Origin of the sequence: Terribacillus halophilus (assembly GCF_900101385.1) — a bacterium.
GTDB classification, from domain to species: Bacteria; Bacillota; Bacilli; order Bacillales; family Amphibacillaceae; genus Terribacillus; species Terribacillus halophilus.
The window spans coordinates 1-14486 of record NZ_FMZB01000005.1 but is presented as its reverse complement, the minus strand read 5'-3'; the positions used below and the strand labels follow the sequence as shown (position 1 = coordinate 14486).

Here is a 14486-nt window from a genome sequence, read left to right as displayed (position 1 = left end):
GCCATTATAATCAGTTGTATGTTTGTGGTGTTTGAAGGAGCATACGTGGATTTCCAACATAAAAATAACACCTGGAGATTATCGGTGCTCCAGGTGTTTCCTTTTTATCAATCCCTTTGTCAGAGCAACTACTTTTATATCAGCCATTTGAAACTCCTTTTGCTTTTTGAACCTGCTGCTTCTCCGTTTTGTACCGCATGATGAATGATACCGGAACCATGATCAACATCAAGATACCGGAAATGACAAACGCCTCATTGATCGATTGCAGACTCGCCTGCTGGACAGTCTCACCGGCTGCCGACAGATGTGCTCGCCGAACCTCGAAATAGATGCTGAAAAACACGATTCCGAAAGCTGAAAATATTTGCCGCAGGACATTATTCATTGCAGATCCTTGCGAGACGAGGTGCTCTGGTATATCATTCATCCCTGCTGTCGTGGCAGGCATATTGCTTAAACCCAAACCTGCGCCCCTGATCATATTGATGACAAGAATCAGCCAGAAAGGCGTCGATAAACTCAAGTTCCCAATCAGGAATGTCGATAGCGCCAAAATCAAAAGACCCGGCGGGACGACCCAGCGCGGTCCCTTCTTATCCAAAAGCCGGCCGCCCAATGACATCATGGCGCCGCTAAGCAATGCTGCCGGGAGAAAGAGCAAGCCAGTCTGGATTTCACTAAGACCATAAACATTTTGAATCAATAATGGCAGCAGGAAAATCCCTGAGAATAGCCCAATGGAAGCTGTCGCGGTCACCGCGATCGAAACCGCATAGGTTGGATTACGGAATACCGACAACTCCAATAGTGGCTGTTCCTTACACCGTTCATAATAAACAAAAAATGCTAATGCTAATATACCTGCAATGATAAGTGCCAGATTAGACGCCGATAACAGCATGTCCAGTGTCTGCCCGCGACCCAGCGCATACAAAACCAAACCGATTCCTAACGTAACAAAGACAAAACCGCCTTTGTCGAAGCGGCGATGTGGGTCTGCTGCAGTTGATTTCAGATAACGGCTGGCAAGCACTAAACCAAGGAGACCGAACGGTAGATTAAAGGCAAACAAGAAAGGCCATGGTAAATAAGCAATCAGCACACCGCCGATTGTCGGACCAATCGCAGGTGCCACCATCGCGGCGACACCATAAACACCAACAGCAAGCCCGCGTTCTTGCTTCGGGAAGGCTTGGAAAATAAGTGCCATTGAAATGGGCATCATCAAACCGCCGCCGATTCCTTGGATGAAGCGTGCCGTGATGACGAATGGCAGACTGACGGAAAAACTCCCAAAGACAGACCCCGCCAGGAAAACGACAAGACCTAGCAGGTAAATGGACTTCTTACCGAACCGATCTCCCAGATAACCTGTGACAGGCATGGTCATACCCATTGCAACCATGAAAATCGTCAGGATCCAGCCGACACTGACAGCATTGGCATCGAAAGTGGAAATAAGTGATGGTAATGCCGGATTAAGCATACTATTATTCAAAATGACAGTGAATGTCCCGAATAGGACCGCAACGACGACCAACCATTTAGACTCTAGTTTACGCACATCCATGCTCCCTACCGCTCTCACGCTTCGCTCCAGTTGGTAACGCTTTCTATTTAACAACCAAGACTGGGCAATTTGCTCTCTTAATCACTTCTGTACTTACACTTCCTACCACAAGCTTCTGGAAACCATTCAAGCCACGCGTACCAATGACGACCAAGTCGAACGCATCATTATTCGCCTTATTGGCAATCATTTTTCCGGCATCGCCCCGCTCTATCGTACGAGTGTAAGGGATATTCGCATTCCGGAGCTTCTCTTCATTCGGCTGGATGCGCAGCTCCCCATCACGACGTACATCATCAGGCTTCACCTGCTGCAGAACGATTTCACTATTTCTTACCTCTTGCAAAGCATTGACCACTTCCAGTTGTATAGGATGATTGCTCTCCTGGCAGATTTTTATTACCTCTTCTGTTGCCCGAATCGAGTTCTCGGAGCCATCGACAGCCAATAGTATCTTTTGGTACATAATAGCCCTCCTCCACCATGATAGTAGCCATTTCCCCCAAAATGATTCCCCCAAACGGAAAGTCAAAAAAGCTTCGTCACCCGAAACTTTTCTGTATAAAATTAACAATAACATTAAATAGCCTTTTGGAAAAGTATGAGATGATGGAGAAAAAATCGGAGGATTGTACATGCTAGCCAAAACCATCTGTTTCATTATTATTTTCCTTTTGATTACCGGGGTCGTTGTCTGGATACTTGCTTCCTTCAATCAAGAGGCAATCATTGAAGATAAAATAAATCGGATCGAGGTATACGACGCGGATGCAGCCGAACCATCGGCAACGATTACTGACAAAAATCAGGTGGAAGATATATTGGAATGCATCAATGAATGCGAACGCAAGGAGATGCATGAAACAGCTTCCTATGCAAGTTTTGATGAGACGCTCATTCTTTATGGGAATGAAAACGAATATGAAGTCGGCATTTGGCAGGGAGGCGGTGCGGTAAGCTTCGTATATGGTGGAATGATCATTACTGGCAATCTCGAATCGTTTCTCTTATAATACGAAAAACCCGCCATTAAAGGACGGATTTTCCAATACTCCGGAAATCGAAGAGCGTATCTCTTGTAATTTTGTTGGTTCTTACAAAGAAAAGCATGACATCACGATGTTTTACTTCTTCTTTTTTCTGTTTCTTTGCTCCATTTGAAGACTTTGTTTAAAAACTTGTAAATATTCTTGCTTTCCTTCGCCATGAGTGGTCCCAGTATAGCCAGAATAAGAACATAGAGAGCAGTAAAGGGGGTTAAAATGGGACTTAATCCTGCCGTAATACCAAGGTTAGCGACTATAATGGAGAATTCCCCTCTGGCCATGATAGTCAATCCGATACTACTGGAGGCTTTATGGGAGAGACCGGCATTCCTTCCGGCAATCATACCCGCAACAAAATTGGCAATAACAGTCAGCAAAGCTGCGCCCAATGCCAGCCAGATTGCATCTGCTAATGTGGCAGGGTCGATAGTCAATCCAAAACTGAAGAAGAAAATAGCTCCAAAGAAATCCCGAAATGGAACAACCAAATGTTCAATGCGATCCCTATGTTTCGTTTCTGAAAAGACCAGCCCCAACAATAGAGCACCTATTGCTTCTGCAACGTGAAGCGTCTCGGAGAAACCAGCTACAAAAAATAAAATAGCAAATATGACAATGATGAAAATCTCATCGGATTTAATATTCAACCATTTGTTCAATAATGGCGCGCCTTTTCGTGCAATAATAAAAAATAGCAACATATAGCCGATCGAAATGAGTACTGAAGTGAGGATGCCGAGGAATGAAGTAGATCCTGCAAGGAGGACACCTGACATTGTAGTTAAAAATAAAGCTAGAAAAATATCGTCAAACAATATAATACCAAGGATAAGCTCGGTTTCCGGATTCGCTGTTCTTCTTAAATCAACCAGAACCTTGGCCACAATTGCACTGGAAGACACGCTCACAAGTCCTGCGATGATAAGTGTCTCCGCCCAAGGCATGCCTGCAAGAAACCCATATAGCAAACCAAGAACAAAGTTGATGGCTACATAGACACTGCCGCCGACGACGATGTTCCGTCCGGATTTAACTAGTTTTCCTACAGAAAATTCAAGACCTAGGTAGAAAAGTAAAAACAGTACGCCGATTCTCCCTAAAAATTGGATAATCTCATTACTCTCAATGAAGGTCAAATCAATGATACCGATTGATGGGGCATGTGGGCCGACAACCATTCCTAGTACGATAAGGAAGGGAATGATTGAAAATTTGAGTTTATTTGCAATAATAGCTCCAAGCGCTACAAGGACAAGCGCAGTTCCGACTTCAAACACTAAATGATCCATCCATTATTCTCCCTTCTCATGCTGATAGTAGTTTTTTTATTAACTCCTTTATTTGCTGTCTTTCCCCTGATACAACCAAGGTGTCACCAGCTTCTAGAACTGTATCCGGACCAGGATTATTTGACTTGTTCAATTTCTTTTTCTTGATTGCGATAACATTTACTCCAAAATTATTTCGAATGTCAATTTCGCCGATCCTTTTATTGACTGCTGGTGCATTCCTTTCTATTTGAAACCACTCGATTATGATATCGTCAAAGGCAAAGTCTATCGTTTCCAATGCTTTAGGCTTATACACCATACCCCCTAAAATACCAGCAATCTGTCTGGCTTCCGAGTCGTTGAAGGTTGCGCAGCTCAAAACCTCTTCGTGATCATCCGCATCAAAATGATAGATTTCCCTGCGGCCGTCATCATGGACGACAATAACCAATTTATCCTGGTTTTTTGTGACAATTTCTACCTTATACCCGATGCCAGGGAGTTCACTTTCTCGAATATTCATTCTTAATCCTCCTTTAAACAATTGTTAACAATGGATGAAGGTCAGGTCCGTTCAAAGGTTTACATCAATTTCTGTCCTGAATTTTTCACCTTTAGGAATCCCAAGATATTTAAGCGTTTCAGAAGGTGTCGCGTGATTAAAATGTTTCTGCAGCAATGAAATGGCCACTCCGCGTTTAAAAGCATGATAACCAAATGTTTTCCTCAAGGAATTTGTCCCGATTTTCCCTTCGATTCCGACAGCTTCGGCAGCATGATGAATGATACGGTAAGCTTGTTGTCGGCTAATTGGCCTTTGGGTTTTGGCCGACTTGATCAAGTAATCACTGCTTTTTAATTGCTCGCCTTGGATATAATGCAAAAGATCCTGTCTTAACTTGGGGTTGAGATAAATTTCCTTGGGATTTTCAGATTCTTCATGAGGAAGCAAAAAGAAATCCTTAATGCAACCCTCTCTTTCCAAAACATCTTCCACTTTAATATCCAATATCTCTTTGAGCTTCAATCCGGTATTTATACCGAAAACAAAGAGAAGATAATCCCGTTCTGAAAGTTCCTTTAAATATCTTTTTATAGCATTAATTTGCTCTACGCTTCTTAGGGCTTCTACGCATTCCATTAGCCATTCTCCTTAATCCATGTTACATAATGCTATTATAGCATAGTATTGAGTAACCATGAAGTTAAGAGCTTACCCTGGAACAATTCGCCAAGAAACCGCTCCCCTTTTTTTCTTCTTCGACTTGATCACCCATTTGGGGAACCTGAATTTATTATGCTTTCTTAATGACACAAAAATAAGCCAACAGTATTGTCGGCTTATTTTTCCCTAGAGACTTACTATTTATACTGGATTCACGAGACATAATCATACTTGCCCTAATCAATAATTTGCATTCGCTCATTAAACTTCGTTGGGTAAGATAAGAAACCAAGCATGATGCTCGTCACGATGGCAGTCGTCAGCAAAAGAAATAGAATGAGCAACTGGAACATGACGGCCTGGAGCGGATCTGCTCCGGCAATGATTTGTCCGCTCATCATACCAGGAAGCTGGACCAGACCAATCGTTTTTTGGCTTTCGATCGTGGGGATGGTGCTCGCCTTGATGGACGCTAGCAATGATCGCTGAATAGCTTGTTTCGGTGTGCCGCCCAAAGAAAGGATGAGCTCCATTTCCTCTCTTCTGGCTACTACTTCCGCTGTGAATCGATTCAAGAACAAAATACCCAGCACCATGGAGTTTCCTATCACCATCCCGCTCAATGGGATGATGTATTGTGCAGACGGCGGTGTGATTTCAAGCCCCAATAAAATCCCTTGTGTCAGTATTTCAATTACAATGAATGTAAGCACAAGCTTCCATGTGATGCCTTTGATGGATGCCCCTTTCTTTCTGGCATTTTGCGTTGCTGCCCCGATCATCAGTGCCACCATCAAGATGATATAAAGGCTATTTTCTGAGTCGAAGATGAACTGTAATACATATCCGACCGCAAACAGCTGGATGATGGAACGAACGGTGGCAATCAGTGTGTCTTTTTCAAGACCAAGCCGCAGCGTCTTGGATAGGATGAGCGGGATAAGGACAAATATCAAAGTGAGCAGCAAAGCGATGAAGCTCATAATTCTTCCTCCATAACAAAACGTCTGACAGCATCATTCGACGTATGATTCAGTAATGCAATTGGACCGGCTTCTGCAATTTCACCGTTCATCATGACCCAAACCTCATCCGCAACCGACTTTGCTTGCTCCAAATTATGTGTTATCCAAATGATCGTTGTGCCATGCTTTCGATTGATTTGATTGATACGCTTCTCAATATCCTGCTTGGAAACCCGATCCAAAGATGACGTGATTTCATCCAGCAGCAGAATATCCGGTTGGTTCAGCTGTGTTCTGGCGATGGAGACTTTTTGCTTCTGTCCTCCTGATAGATCTCTGCCGTTTTGGTTCAATATATCTGTTTCCAAACCTACTAACTGTATAATCTGCTCTGCTTTATCATTCGATAGCTCCTTGCCGGCTAACTGAAGCGGCAAATGCAAATTATCCCGAACGGTACCTTCCAGCATGATTGCCTGCTGAAGGACGATTCCGACATGGCGGCGCAAGCTCACCGGATCATACGCTTTGATTTCCTTCCCATCGATCAGGATGTTTCCTCCTGTTGGTGACAGTAACCCATTACACAGCCGAAAAAGTGTTGTTTTCCCCGCACCTGATGGACCGATGACTGCTGTGATCTTCCCCTTTTTGAATATGCCTGTTATACCTTGGATGATTTGTTTCTTATCCGTTTCATATGTAACTTCCTTTAAAGAGATTGCCGCTTGCACCATGTCTCCACTTCCCTTCCATCTCTATTCCCTAGTGTCTCTTCCTGGCCAAGATTCAGCCATGCTAAAAAGCATTGTTATTACTTGTCCATTCCACCAATTTATCCTTTATGTAAGAAAAAAAACACCTCTGCATAAGAGGTGCTGGAATTAATAATGCTTTAGAAAATAAACTAATGACTGCAATTCGATTGCCAAATCGATATGATGCACCCGAATATTGCTAGGTACGGCGATACGCGCCGGGGTGAAATTCAAGATCCCAGCGATTCCACACTCGACAAGACGGTCGGTGATTGCTTGGGCAGCATGCGCTGGCACCGTCAGGATTGCCGCACTTACATTACCGATATATTTCTCCAAATCATCGATATGGTAGACAGGTACGCCGCCGATATTATGATCCACTTTCCCTGGGTCGGTATCGAATGCCATCTCGATTTTTGTATTGTTATTTTTCGTGAAGTTATAATGCAGGAATGCCGTTCCAAGATTACCGACACCGATAAGTGCCACTTTCGTGATCTCGTCTTGGTCCAGTGTCTTCCGGAAGAAGTTCAGCAAGTACTCTACATTATAGCCGTAGCCCTTTTTGCCAAGGGCTCCGAAATAAGAAAAGTCACGGCGGATGGTAGCTGAGTCGACTTTCACCGATTCACTGAGTTCCTTCGAGGATACTCTCGTTTTGCCTTGCAGATGCAGGCTGTTGAGGAATCGATAATAAAGGGGCAGCCGCTTTGCCGTAGCTTTTGGTATTTTATTTTGATCCATATACATGCTCATTTATCCTCCTAAAGCCTGCAGTTTCCAAAAGCGAACTTCGTGCAGCCATGCAGCTGGTCAAAAAGGCCTCTCGGACTAGAACAGTATGGTTCTGTTACCTTTTCTCAAAATATGGCCAGCTTTACTCCGACTAGACGGAATAATGGGTTGCAGACAGGTTCCCTTCCGGCATCTGTAAGGAGTTGCAGATGCTGCCTGCGGCTTCATCCTTGAATTGTTACGATATGATACTTTCACAAAGTACGATTATAGTTAACACCTTATTCTAACAGATAAGAGAAGGAAAGTCTTGTACAGATTCACAAAGAATATGAGGGTGGGGCACCTTATCTCCATTTTAACAAATTCATTTAAGATGTCCATCCGCATAAAAGCATAAAAGCGCGGGAATTCGGCGCTTGCTACTGTTTTGTCACATAGGATACACTGATAGTATGAGGTGAACAAGATGATTTTATTGCAAGCGAACAATATTACAAAACTATTTGGCGCAGACGTCATTTTATCAAATATAAAACTGGAAGTACAAACACAGGATCGTTTGGCCATCGTCGGACGCAACGGTGCGGGTAAATCGACTTTGCTGAAGATCCTTGCAGGGGAATTGAGCTATGACGAGGGAAATGTATTCCTGTCAAAAGATGCCACACTAGGATATTTGGAACAGCACACAGGCTTAGAGTCGGAAAAGAGCATCTTGGAGGAAATGAAGACTGTCTTCACCGATCTCATCCAGCAAGAGGATGAATTACGCCGCCTGGAAGCAAAAATGGGCGATCCCGATCTTATTTCTGACGAAGCATCTTACCAGCAGCTTTTAACAAATTATGATACAAAACAGCAAGCCTTCCGTTTGAATGGAGGTTATCAATATGAAGCAGATATTCGTTCCGTGCTGAACGGACTCCGATTCGGAGACAAAGACTTGTCCACACCGATCGGTTCCTTAAGCGGCGGACAAAAAACGCGTCTTGCCTTAGGAAAGCTCCTCCTCCAGAAACCTGACGTATTGATACTGGATGAGCCGACCAACCACTTGGACATTTCAACCCTGGACTGGCTGGAAGGGTACTTGAGCAGCTACCAGGGCGCTGTTGTAGTTGTATCGCACGACCGTTACTTTCTTGATAAAACCGTTAATACAGTCATTGAGATAGCGCATAATCATTCGGTTCGTTACAAAGGAAATTACAGCAGCTATCTGGAACAAAAAGCTGCCAATTTTGAACGCGAATTGAAGCAATACGAAAAACAGCAGTCTGAAATTAAAAAGATGGAAGAATTTGTTCAAAAGAACATTGCACGTGCTACAACAACAAAACGCGCACAAAGCAGACGCAAACAGCTCGAGAAGATGGAACGGATCGATCGGCCGCTACATGATGCATCGTCTGCAAAACTCTCATTCGATATCGATCGACGCAGTGGTAATGATGTATTGAAAGTGAGCGACTTGTCCTATCAATATCCTGAGAGCACCTCCCCAGTCTTTGAGCATGTCAGCTTCCATATGAATCGCCAGGATCGTATTGCCCTCACTGGTCCAAACGGAACTGGTAAAACAACATTGCTTAAGACGATCATCGGAAAGCTGCCAGCCAATTCTGGACAGGTAGAGCTAGGTACTGGCGTCAGCATCGGCTATTACGACCAGGAGCAGACAGAATTGCACTCCTCAAAAAGCGTTCTTGCCGAGCTTTGGGATGATTATCCGCTAATGGATGAAAAAGATATCCGAACGATCCTCGGCAATTTCCTGTTCACTGGCGATGACGTGCTGAAGGTAGTCAACACATTGAGCGGTGGCGAAAAGGCTCGCCTTGCGTTAGCCAAGCTAATGATGCAGAAATCGAATCTCTTGATCATGGATGAGCCTACCAACCATTTGGACTTAGACAGTAAGGAAGTATTGGAGGGTGCATTGGCCGACTATCCGGGCACGATCCTATTTGTCTCTCATGACCGTTATTTCATGAATAAAGTTGCCACACAGGTGCTTGAAATGGCCGATAGACAAATTACATCCTATTTGGGGAACTATGATTATTTCCTGGAGAAGAAACAGGAGCAGCAGGAAATTGCAGAATTGGAGGCTCTTGCTGCACAAACGAAGCAGAAAGCTGTCAAACAGGAGAATAAATCCACTTATCATCAAGATAAGGTACTGAAGCGGGAAATCCGGAAACGGGAAAGACGCATTGCCGAACTGGAAGAGAAGATCGCCGAGCTGGAAACAGAAATCGACAGCAATGAAACATTGCTCACAGATCCGGAAATCTTTCAGGATTATCAAAAAGCACAAGAGATAACCGAGAAAAATGAGCAGCTGCAAGCAATATTGCTGGAAGTGATGGAAGAATGGGAAACACTCAGTGAAGAACAAGAAAGTTATACACAGGACTGAATGGGGTTACATTGTTGATATAATGGGATATGCACAATGTTATGCACATTATCCACAATATTCACAGCTAATTCGGTCTAATTTATCCACTTCTATACCAGGTACTAATAGTGGGTTTTAAGAAGTTATGCACAATCAACTCCCTAAATTGTGAATAAAAAAGCATCGTTTTCTTGGCTGAAAACGATGCTTTTTATTATAACGGCATAGAAGCTCTTGCATTCATTGACATATCGGCAAATTTCTCTTGCTGATAAAGGATGGAAGCAGCAGCACCAATCATTGCTGCATTATCTGTACATAAAGCCAACGGCGGAATAAGCAGATCTGCTTGCTTGTCCGCAAATGCTTCTTCAAGTGAGGCACGCAGTCCTCTATTTGCAGCAACACCGCCGGCAACGATGATTTGCTTGGCACCGAATTCTTCTGCCGCACGAATTGTTTTGCCTACCAGCACATCTACGACGCTTGCTTGGAAGCTCGCCGCTACATCGGCAGGCGGCAGTGTTTCTCCTTTTTGCTTGGCATTATGCAGCTTATTGATCACTGCCGATTTCAAACCCGAAAAACTGAAGTCGTAGCTCCCGGGCTCCAGCCATGCCCGAGGAAAATCAATCGACTGTTCTCCTTCAGCGGCCAGCTTATCAATCCGTGGACCTCCTGGATAAGGAAGCTGCAATGTCCTGGCTACTTTATCGTATGCCTCTCCAGCTGCATCATCGCGCGTTTCTCCGATAACCTCGAAACTGCCGTGCTCTTTCATGAGGACAAGCTCTGTATGGCCGCCCGAAACGACTAAAGCAAGTAATGGAAATGCAAACTCCTGCTCCAGGCGATTGGCATAAATGTGACCAGCAATGTGATGAACACCGATCAAAGGCTTGCCAAGGGAAAATGCCAGCGCTTTGGCAGCATTCACCCCGACAAGCAATGCACCGATAAGACCAGGTCCCTGCGTTACAGCAATGGCATCCAAATCCTCTTTTTGAATGCCAGATTGCCGAATTGCCTCTTCTATGACAAGCGTAATCTGTTCCACATGATGCCTGGACGCAATTTCCGGTACTACACCGCCAAAGCGCTTATGACTTTCGATTTGGGAAGCAACGACATTCGATCTGATTACCCTGCCTCCCTCAATAACGGCAGCTGCGGTTTCATCACAGCTTGTTTCTATTGCTAAGATAAGTTCTGATGTTTTCATAAATTCACCCACATTACAATCGCATCTTCATGATTGTCTGTATAATAGTTTTTCCGTATTCCACCCGGCACCAATCCGAATTTCCGATATAAGTGCTGTGCCGGAATATTGGATACTCGCACTTCCAGAGACAAACGGTAAGCACCCGCAAAGATTGCCTGCTCCAAGACATGTGCAAACAGCTTCTCACCTAGTTTCTGTCCCCTGTAATCAGGCAGGATGGCGATATTCGTGATCTGTGCCTCATCGATGACAAGCCACATCCCGCAATAACCAGCAATTACACCATCGCTTTCAATGACAAAATAATTTGCAAAGGTATTTTCGGTTATCTCCCGTTCAAAGATATCCATGGACCATGGCACGGCAAATGATGCTCTCTCGATTGCATAGACGGCCGACACATCGGCTAACCGCATCGGACGGACTATTACTTGCGCACTCACTTGTGCTGCTCCTGCTGCTTCAGCCAATTTGATTCCGCCTCCGTCATACGAACATAATTCGGTACAATTTGATGTACATCATCCGTCTTCTTCACAGCGCCGATTTGAGCCAGTACGGAAGGACGTGCGTAATGCAGAGCACCTTCCGGAATAACTGCTTGCTCACCTAGCATTTCGGTGATCATACTGCGGTACATCTCGATATCCGGGCTTAGGAATAGAATTTTTTCATCTCTGGTTCGCAACTGTTCAAGCCAATCCGAGAACAGAGGATTAACTGCTTCTTGCACCTGCTCGAGTGATGCATTATTGCTGGCGTAAAGGGCTGTATATACCTGCCCCCTGCGCGCATCAAAGAAAGGACAGACATGCCCTGAGAATAATTCTCCTTGATGAGCAAGCCCCTCAAGACTGGAAACACCAATGACCTCGATGCCAAGAGCCCAGGCCATTGTCTTGGCAGTGGCCATACTGATTCGTACGCCTGTGTAGGATCCAGGTCCCTGTCCGACGACAATCCGATCCAAGTCGGCTGGTGTCGTCTTTGTTTCTTTCATCAATTGCTCGATTGCCGGCAGCAAACGAACGGAGTGATCCCTGTGACCATGCATGACATGTTCACCTAATGTTACACCATCTTTCACAATCGCTACTCCCAGCAGCTGATTGGATGTGTCCATGGTTAATATATTCATTCCATTAACTCCTCACAAAGCTTTTCATAACGTTCACCGATGGGCTTGAGCATAATCGTTCTTCCTTCTCCATCATGCTTAAGCGTAAGCTCCAAACGCTCCTTCGGCAAGTAATCTTCTATGAATTGTGCCCATTCCACAATGGAAACACCTTCACCTGAAAAATACTCTTCGAAACCAATATCTTCATCACTGTCCTCCAGCCGATATACATCCATATGATATAACGGAAGACGTCCTTCATATTCTTTAATGATGGTGAAGGTGGGACTGTTGATCGTCCTTTTCACACCTAGACCAGCACCGATCGCTTTTGTCAGTGTCGTCTTACCTGCACCAAGATCGCCTTCCATCGTAATGATATCTCCTGACTGCAGCAGTTCAGCAAGCTTCCTACCAAACGAATTGGTTTCTTCTATTGTATGCATCGTCTTCATTAAATGGGTCATTACCATCACCTGACTCGCTTTCATTCTTTATTCATCTATTTATCATAGCAAAGTATAACCTAAATGCAAAAGCACCAGAAACAAAAAGGCTTTCCTGAATTTTTGGAGAATAATTATACTATCAGCTAATAAAGGAGCATGCATATGGAAGCATTGGAACAAATGTACAGCTATAGCTGGAATGGTGAAATAAAATCCTATCTGGATCAAGTGGATCTGCACAAATACCAACACGTATGGATTGGTCGTTTCGGCGGAAGCATTGCGCACGGCGCTTATAAGAACGAGAATGCTTGCCTCATCTTTACAGGAGCCGACTGGGAACTTGCAGTCATCTTGGGAGCAGAGCATACAGTGGAAAGTGCTGCCTTCATCGCGGACTCCCTTATCCTTAGACAGAGGAAAATCATCGAAACACTAGATGAAGATGTTTCCAGTGCAATCAAAAAAATCGACAGCTTTCTTATGAGTATGTTCAACAGTGTGCGTTTCCGATCGACGGCAGCCAAGGTGAATGGTAATAGCTCTTGTTTGATTACCGTACGAAAAGCAGGATACTTATATTGGCTTTCCATCGGCGAGAATGCGCTTTTTCATTTATCATCTATTTCGGATCATTCCAGCTCCATCCAGCTGAATCAACAGTCTCGCTCCAGTCGAATCGGAGCTGATAATACCTTTGATCAGGAGGTACCTGCTTATAACATGGGCATAATACCTCTGGCAACCGGGAGCAATCACATCTTATTGTCTACAATAGGGCTGCAATGCTTCCCTGTTTCTCCATATAAAAACGCATCCAGTTTGCAACGTGCTTTCAACAAGAGCGAAAGCATGCCGCATTTCGTCCAGTCATTGCTAAGAAATGCCCAAGCTGCCGGTGCTGCGGAAAGCATTACACTGATTGGCTGGGAAATACACATATAAAAAAAGCTTTAGGATTAATCCTAAAGCTTTTGAATGATCTTATGTATGGCGGTCCGGACGGGACTCGAACCCGCGACCTCCTGCGTGACAGGCAGGCATTCTAACCAACTGAACTACCGGACCAATGCTGCTATGTATTAGTGCATAATATTTTTGGTTGCACACTTTGTGTGTTACCATCCTTCACTAACTAAGAAGTAATTCGACGTAGTAAGTGAACTAAATTGGTTGCGGGGGCAGGATTTGAACCTGCGACCTTCGGGTTATGAGCCCGACGAGCTACCCCTGCTCCACCCCGCGATAATAATAAGGAAATATTCGGCCTGGCAGCGTCCTACTCTCGCAGGGTGAACCCAACTACCATCGGCGCTGAAGAGCTTAACTACTGTGTTCGGCATGGGAACAGGTGTGACCTCTTCGCTATTACCACCAGACCTAACTTATCTTTTCCAAAGACAAGATATATTATACTTTATCTCGACTGAAAAAACAAGTTTGAAGTGTAAACCCTCAAAACTAGATAAGAAACTTTCATGCTTTACATCTCATGCGTGCCAAGCACCGGAGTGCTTGGTCTTTGGCGTTGACTTACTAATGACTAGCGCTGCGGCTAGATCCAGCTCCAAAGGCCAGAAACTATGGCCTAAGCGATAGCCCTGCAAGGGTAAAACCACCCTTTCCGGCCTCTCACTTATTCCTCCGTTTCTAAACGGTTTCCTGCGCTTTTCGTTTTTAGTTAAGTCCTCGATCGATTAGTATTCGTCAGCTGCACGTGTCACCACGCTTCCACCTCGAACCTATCTACCTCATCGTCTCTGAGGGAT

General features: G+C 44.5%; 15 protein-coding genes, 2 tRNA genes and 2 rRNA genes. 3 read left to right on the top strand and 16 right to left on the bottom strand.

Translation table 11 applies throughout. The features are described from left to right. Positions 1-139 precede the first annotated feature (139 nt). Entirely contained in the window at positions 140-1573 is a 1434-nt protein-coding gene (locus BLQ53_RS09735; protein ID WP_425288299.1) for an MDR family MFS transporter, read from the bottom strand. 43 nt (positions 1574-1616) lie between these two features. Further along, the gene (locus BLQ53_RS09730; protein ID WP_170829647.1) at positions 1617-2039 is read right to left on the bottom strand and encodes a universal stress protein; all 423 of its coding nucleotides are present in this window, start codon (positions 2037-2039) and stop codon (positions 1617-1619) included. A gap of 169 nt (positions 2040-2208) precedes the next feature. Here BLQ53_RS09730 and BLQ53_RS09725 point away from each other — a divergent pair, with 169 nt between their 5' ends. Beyond that, complete coding sequence (locus BLQ53_RS09725) at positions 2209-2586, top strand: hypothetical protein (protein ID WP_139180865.1); 378 nt, start codon at positions 2209-2211, stop codon at positions 2584-2586. A 101-nt stretch (positions 2587-2687) separates the two neighbouring features. Here BLQ53_RS09725 and BLQ53_RS09720 read toward each other — a convergent pair whose 3' ends face one another. From BLQ53_RS09720 to BLQ53_RS09695, 6 genes are all read right to left on the bottom strand, one after another. Then, the gene (locus BLQ53_RS09720; RefSeq protein WP_093727122.1) at positions 2688-3908 is read right to left on the bottom strand and encodes a cation:proton antiporter; all 1221 of its coding nucleotides are present in this window, start codon (positions 3906-3908) and stop codon (positions 2688-2690) included. Positions 3909-3924: 16 nt separating this feature from the next. After that, positions 3925-4413 carry a cation:proton antiporter regulatory subunit gene (locus BLQ53_RS09715; RefSeq protein ID WP_093727121.1) on the bottom strand — a complete coding sequence of 163 codons (489 nt, stop codon included), beginning with the start codon at positions 4411-4413 and terminating at the stop codon, positions 3925-3927. Between the two features lie 51 nt (positions 4414-4464). Continuing rightward, a complete protein-coding gene (locus BLQ53_RS09710) occupies positions 4465-5031 on the bottom strand; it encodes a tyrosine-type recombinase/integrase (protein WP_093727120.1) in 567 nt (188 codons plus the stop codon). Positions 5032-5291: 260 nt separating this feature from the next. Continuing rightward, on the bottom strand, positions 5292-6038 hold the full coding sequence (locus tag BLQ53_RS09705) for an ABC transporter permease (protein WP_093727119.1): 747 nt from the start codon (positions 6036-6038) through the stop codon (positions 5292-5294). Then, complete coding sequence (locus BLQ53_RS09700) at positions 6035-6757, bottom strand: ABC transporter ATP-binding protein (protein ID WP_093727118.1); 723 nt, start codon at positions 6755-6757, stop codon at positions 6035-6037. Before BLQ53_RS09700 ends, BLQ53_RS09705 begins: the two co-directional genes overlap by 4 nt. 147 nt (positions 6758-6904) lie before the next feature. Further along, the gene (locus BLQ53_RS09695) at positions 6905-7531 is read right to left on the bottom strand and encodes a redox-sensing transcriptional repressor Rex (RefSeq protein ID WP_093727117.1); all 627 of its coding nucleotides are present in this window, start codon (positions 7529-7531) and stop codon (positions 6905-6907) included. A 454-nt stretch (positions 7532-7985) separates the two neighbouring features. On the opposite strand from BLQ53_RS09695, the gene BLQ53_RS09690 reads away from it, so the two are divergent. Beyond that, positions 7986-9941, top strand: a complete 1956-nt coding sequence (locus BLQ53_RS09690; RefSeq protein WP_093727116.1) for an ABC transporter ATP-binding protein — start codon at positions 7986-7988, stop codon at positions 9939-9941. Positions 9942-10137: 196 nt separating this feature from the next. On the opposite strand, the gene tsaD is transcribed toward BLQ53_RS09690, so the two are convergent. The 4 genes from tsaD to tsaE are packed head-to-tail and all read right to left on the bottom strand — an operon-like array spanning position 10138 to position 12735. Next, the gene (tsaD, locus tag BLQ53_RS09685) at positions 10138-11145 is read right to left on the bottom strand and encodes a tRNA (adenosine(37)-N6)-threonylcarbamoyltransferase complex transferase subunit TsaD (RefSeq protein ID WP_170829646.1); all 1008 of its coding nucleotides are present in this window, start codon (positions 11143-11145) and stop codon (positions 10138-10140) included. Next, a complete protein-coding gene (gene rimI / locus BLQ53_RS09680) occupies positions 11142-11591 on the bottom strand; it encodes a ribosomal protein S18-alanine N-acetyltransferase (RefSeq protein ID WP_425288298.1) in 450 nt (149 codons plus the stop codon). Before rimI ends, tsaD begins: the two co-directional genes overlap by 4 nt. Beyond that, positions 11588-12286 (bottom strand): tRNA (adenosine(37)-N6)-threonylcarbamoyltransferase complex dimerization subunit type 1 TsaB, encoded by a 699-nt coding sequence (gene tsaB, locus BLQ53_RS09675; protein WP_093727114.1) that lies wholly within the window; start codon positions 12284-12286, stop codon positions 11588-11590. Before tsaB ends, rimI begins: the two co-directional genes overlap by 4 nt. After that, positions 12283-12735 carry a tRNA (adenosine(37)-N6)-threonylcarbamoyltransferase complex ATPase subunit type 1 TsaE gene (tsaE, locus tag BLQ53_RS09670; RefSeq protein ID WP_093727113.1) on the bottom strand — a complete coding sequence of 151 codons (453 nt, stop codon included), beginning with the start codon at positions 12733-12735 and terminating at the stop codon, positions 12283-12285. Before tsaE ends, tsaB begins: the two co-directional genes overlap by 4 nt. Positions 12736-12879: 144 nt before the next feature. Between tsaE and BLQ53_RS09665 the strand changes: the two genes are divergently transcribed. Next, positions 12880-13662: a hypothetical protein gene (locus BLQ53_RS09665; RefSeq protein WP_093727112.1), complete on the top strand. Its 783-nt coding sequence runs from the start codon at positions 12880-12882 to the stop codon at positions 13660-13662. A gap of 46 nt (positions 13663-13708) precedes the next feature. On the opposite strand, the gene BLQ53_RS09660 is transcribed toward BLQ53_RS09665, so the two are convergent. The 4 genes from BLQ53_RS09660 to BLQ53_RS09645 form a co-directional block, all read right to left on the bottom strand. Next, a tRNA-Asp gene (locus BLQ53_RS09660) sits at positions 13709-13785 on the bottom strand. Between the two features lie 102 nt (positions 13786-13887). After that, positions 13888-13962, bottom strand: a tRNA-Met gene (locus BLQ53_RS09655). 21 nt (positions 13963-13983) lie between these two features. Beyond that, positions 13984-14096 (bottom strand): 5S ribosomal RNA (rrf, locus tag BLQ53_RS09650). Between the two features lie 298 nt (positions 14097-14394). Further along, positions 14395-14486: ribosomal RNA gene (locus BLQ53_RS09645) — 23S ribosomal RNA — on the bottom strand; the annotation flags it as partial.

Excerpts from the sequence above, each read along its gene's own strand:
- BLQ53_RS09730 (WP_170829647.1), bottom strand. The coding sequence starts at position 2,039 with ATGTACCAAAAGATACTATTGGCTGTCGATGGCTCCGAGAACTCGATT.
- BLQ53_RS09735 (WP_425288299.1), bottom strand. The coding sequence starts at position 1,573 with ATGGATGTGCGTAAACTAGAGTCTAAATGGTTGGTCGTCGTTGCGGTC.
- BLQ53_RS09705 (WP_093727119.1), bottom strand. The coding sequence starts at position 6,038 with ATGAGCTTCATCGCTTTGCTGCTCACTTTGATATTTGTCCTTATCCCG.
- BLQ53_RS09665 (WP_093727112.1), top strand. The coding sequence starts at position 12,880 with ATGGAAGCATTGGAACAAATGTACAGCTATAGCTGGAATGGTGAAATA.
- BLQ53_RS09710 (WP_093727120.1), bottom strand. The coding sequence starts at position 5,031 with ATGGAATGCGTAGAAGCCCTAAGAAGCGTAGAGCAAATTAATGCTATA.
- BLQ53_RS09720 (WP_093727122.1), bottom strand. The coding sequence starts at position 3,908 with ATGGATCATTTAGTGTTTGAAGTCGGAACTGCGCTTGTCCTTGTAGCG.
- BLQ53_RS09715 (WP_093727121.1), bottom strand. The coding sequence starts at position 4,413 with ATGAATATTCGAGAAAGTGAACTCCCTGGCATCGGGTATAAGGTAGAA.
- BLQ53_RS09700 (WP_093727118.1), bottom strand. The coding sequence starts at position 6,757 with ATGGTGCAAGCGGCAATCTCTTTAAAGGAAGTTACATATGAAACGGAT.
- BLQ53_RS09690 (WP_093727116.1), top strand. The coding sequence starts at position 7,986 with ATGATTTTATTGCAAGCGAACAATATTACAAAACTATTTGGCGCAGAC.
- tsaB (WP_093727114.1), bottom strand. The coding sequence starts at position 12,286 with ATGAATATATTAACCATGGACACATCCAATCAGCTGCTGGGAGTAGCG.
- BLQ53_RS09725 (WP_139180865.1), top strand. The coding sequence starts at position 2,209 with ATGCTAGCCAAAACCATCTGTTTCATTATTATTTTCCTTTTGATTACC.
- tsaD (WP_170829646.1), bottom strand. The coding sequence starts at position 11,145 with ATGAAAACATCAGAACTTATCTTAGCAATAGAAACAAGCTGTGATGAA.
- tsaE (WP_093727113.1), bottom strand. The coding sequence starts at position 12,735 with ATGACCCATTTAATGAAGACGATGCATACAATAGAAGAAACCAATTCG.
- BLQ53_RS09695 (WP_093727117.1), bottom strand. The coding sequence starts at position 7,531 with ATGTATATGGATCAAAATAAAATACCAAAAGCTACGGCAAAGCGGCTG.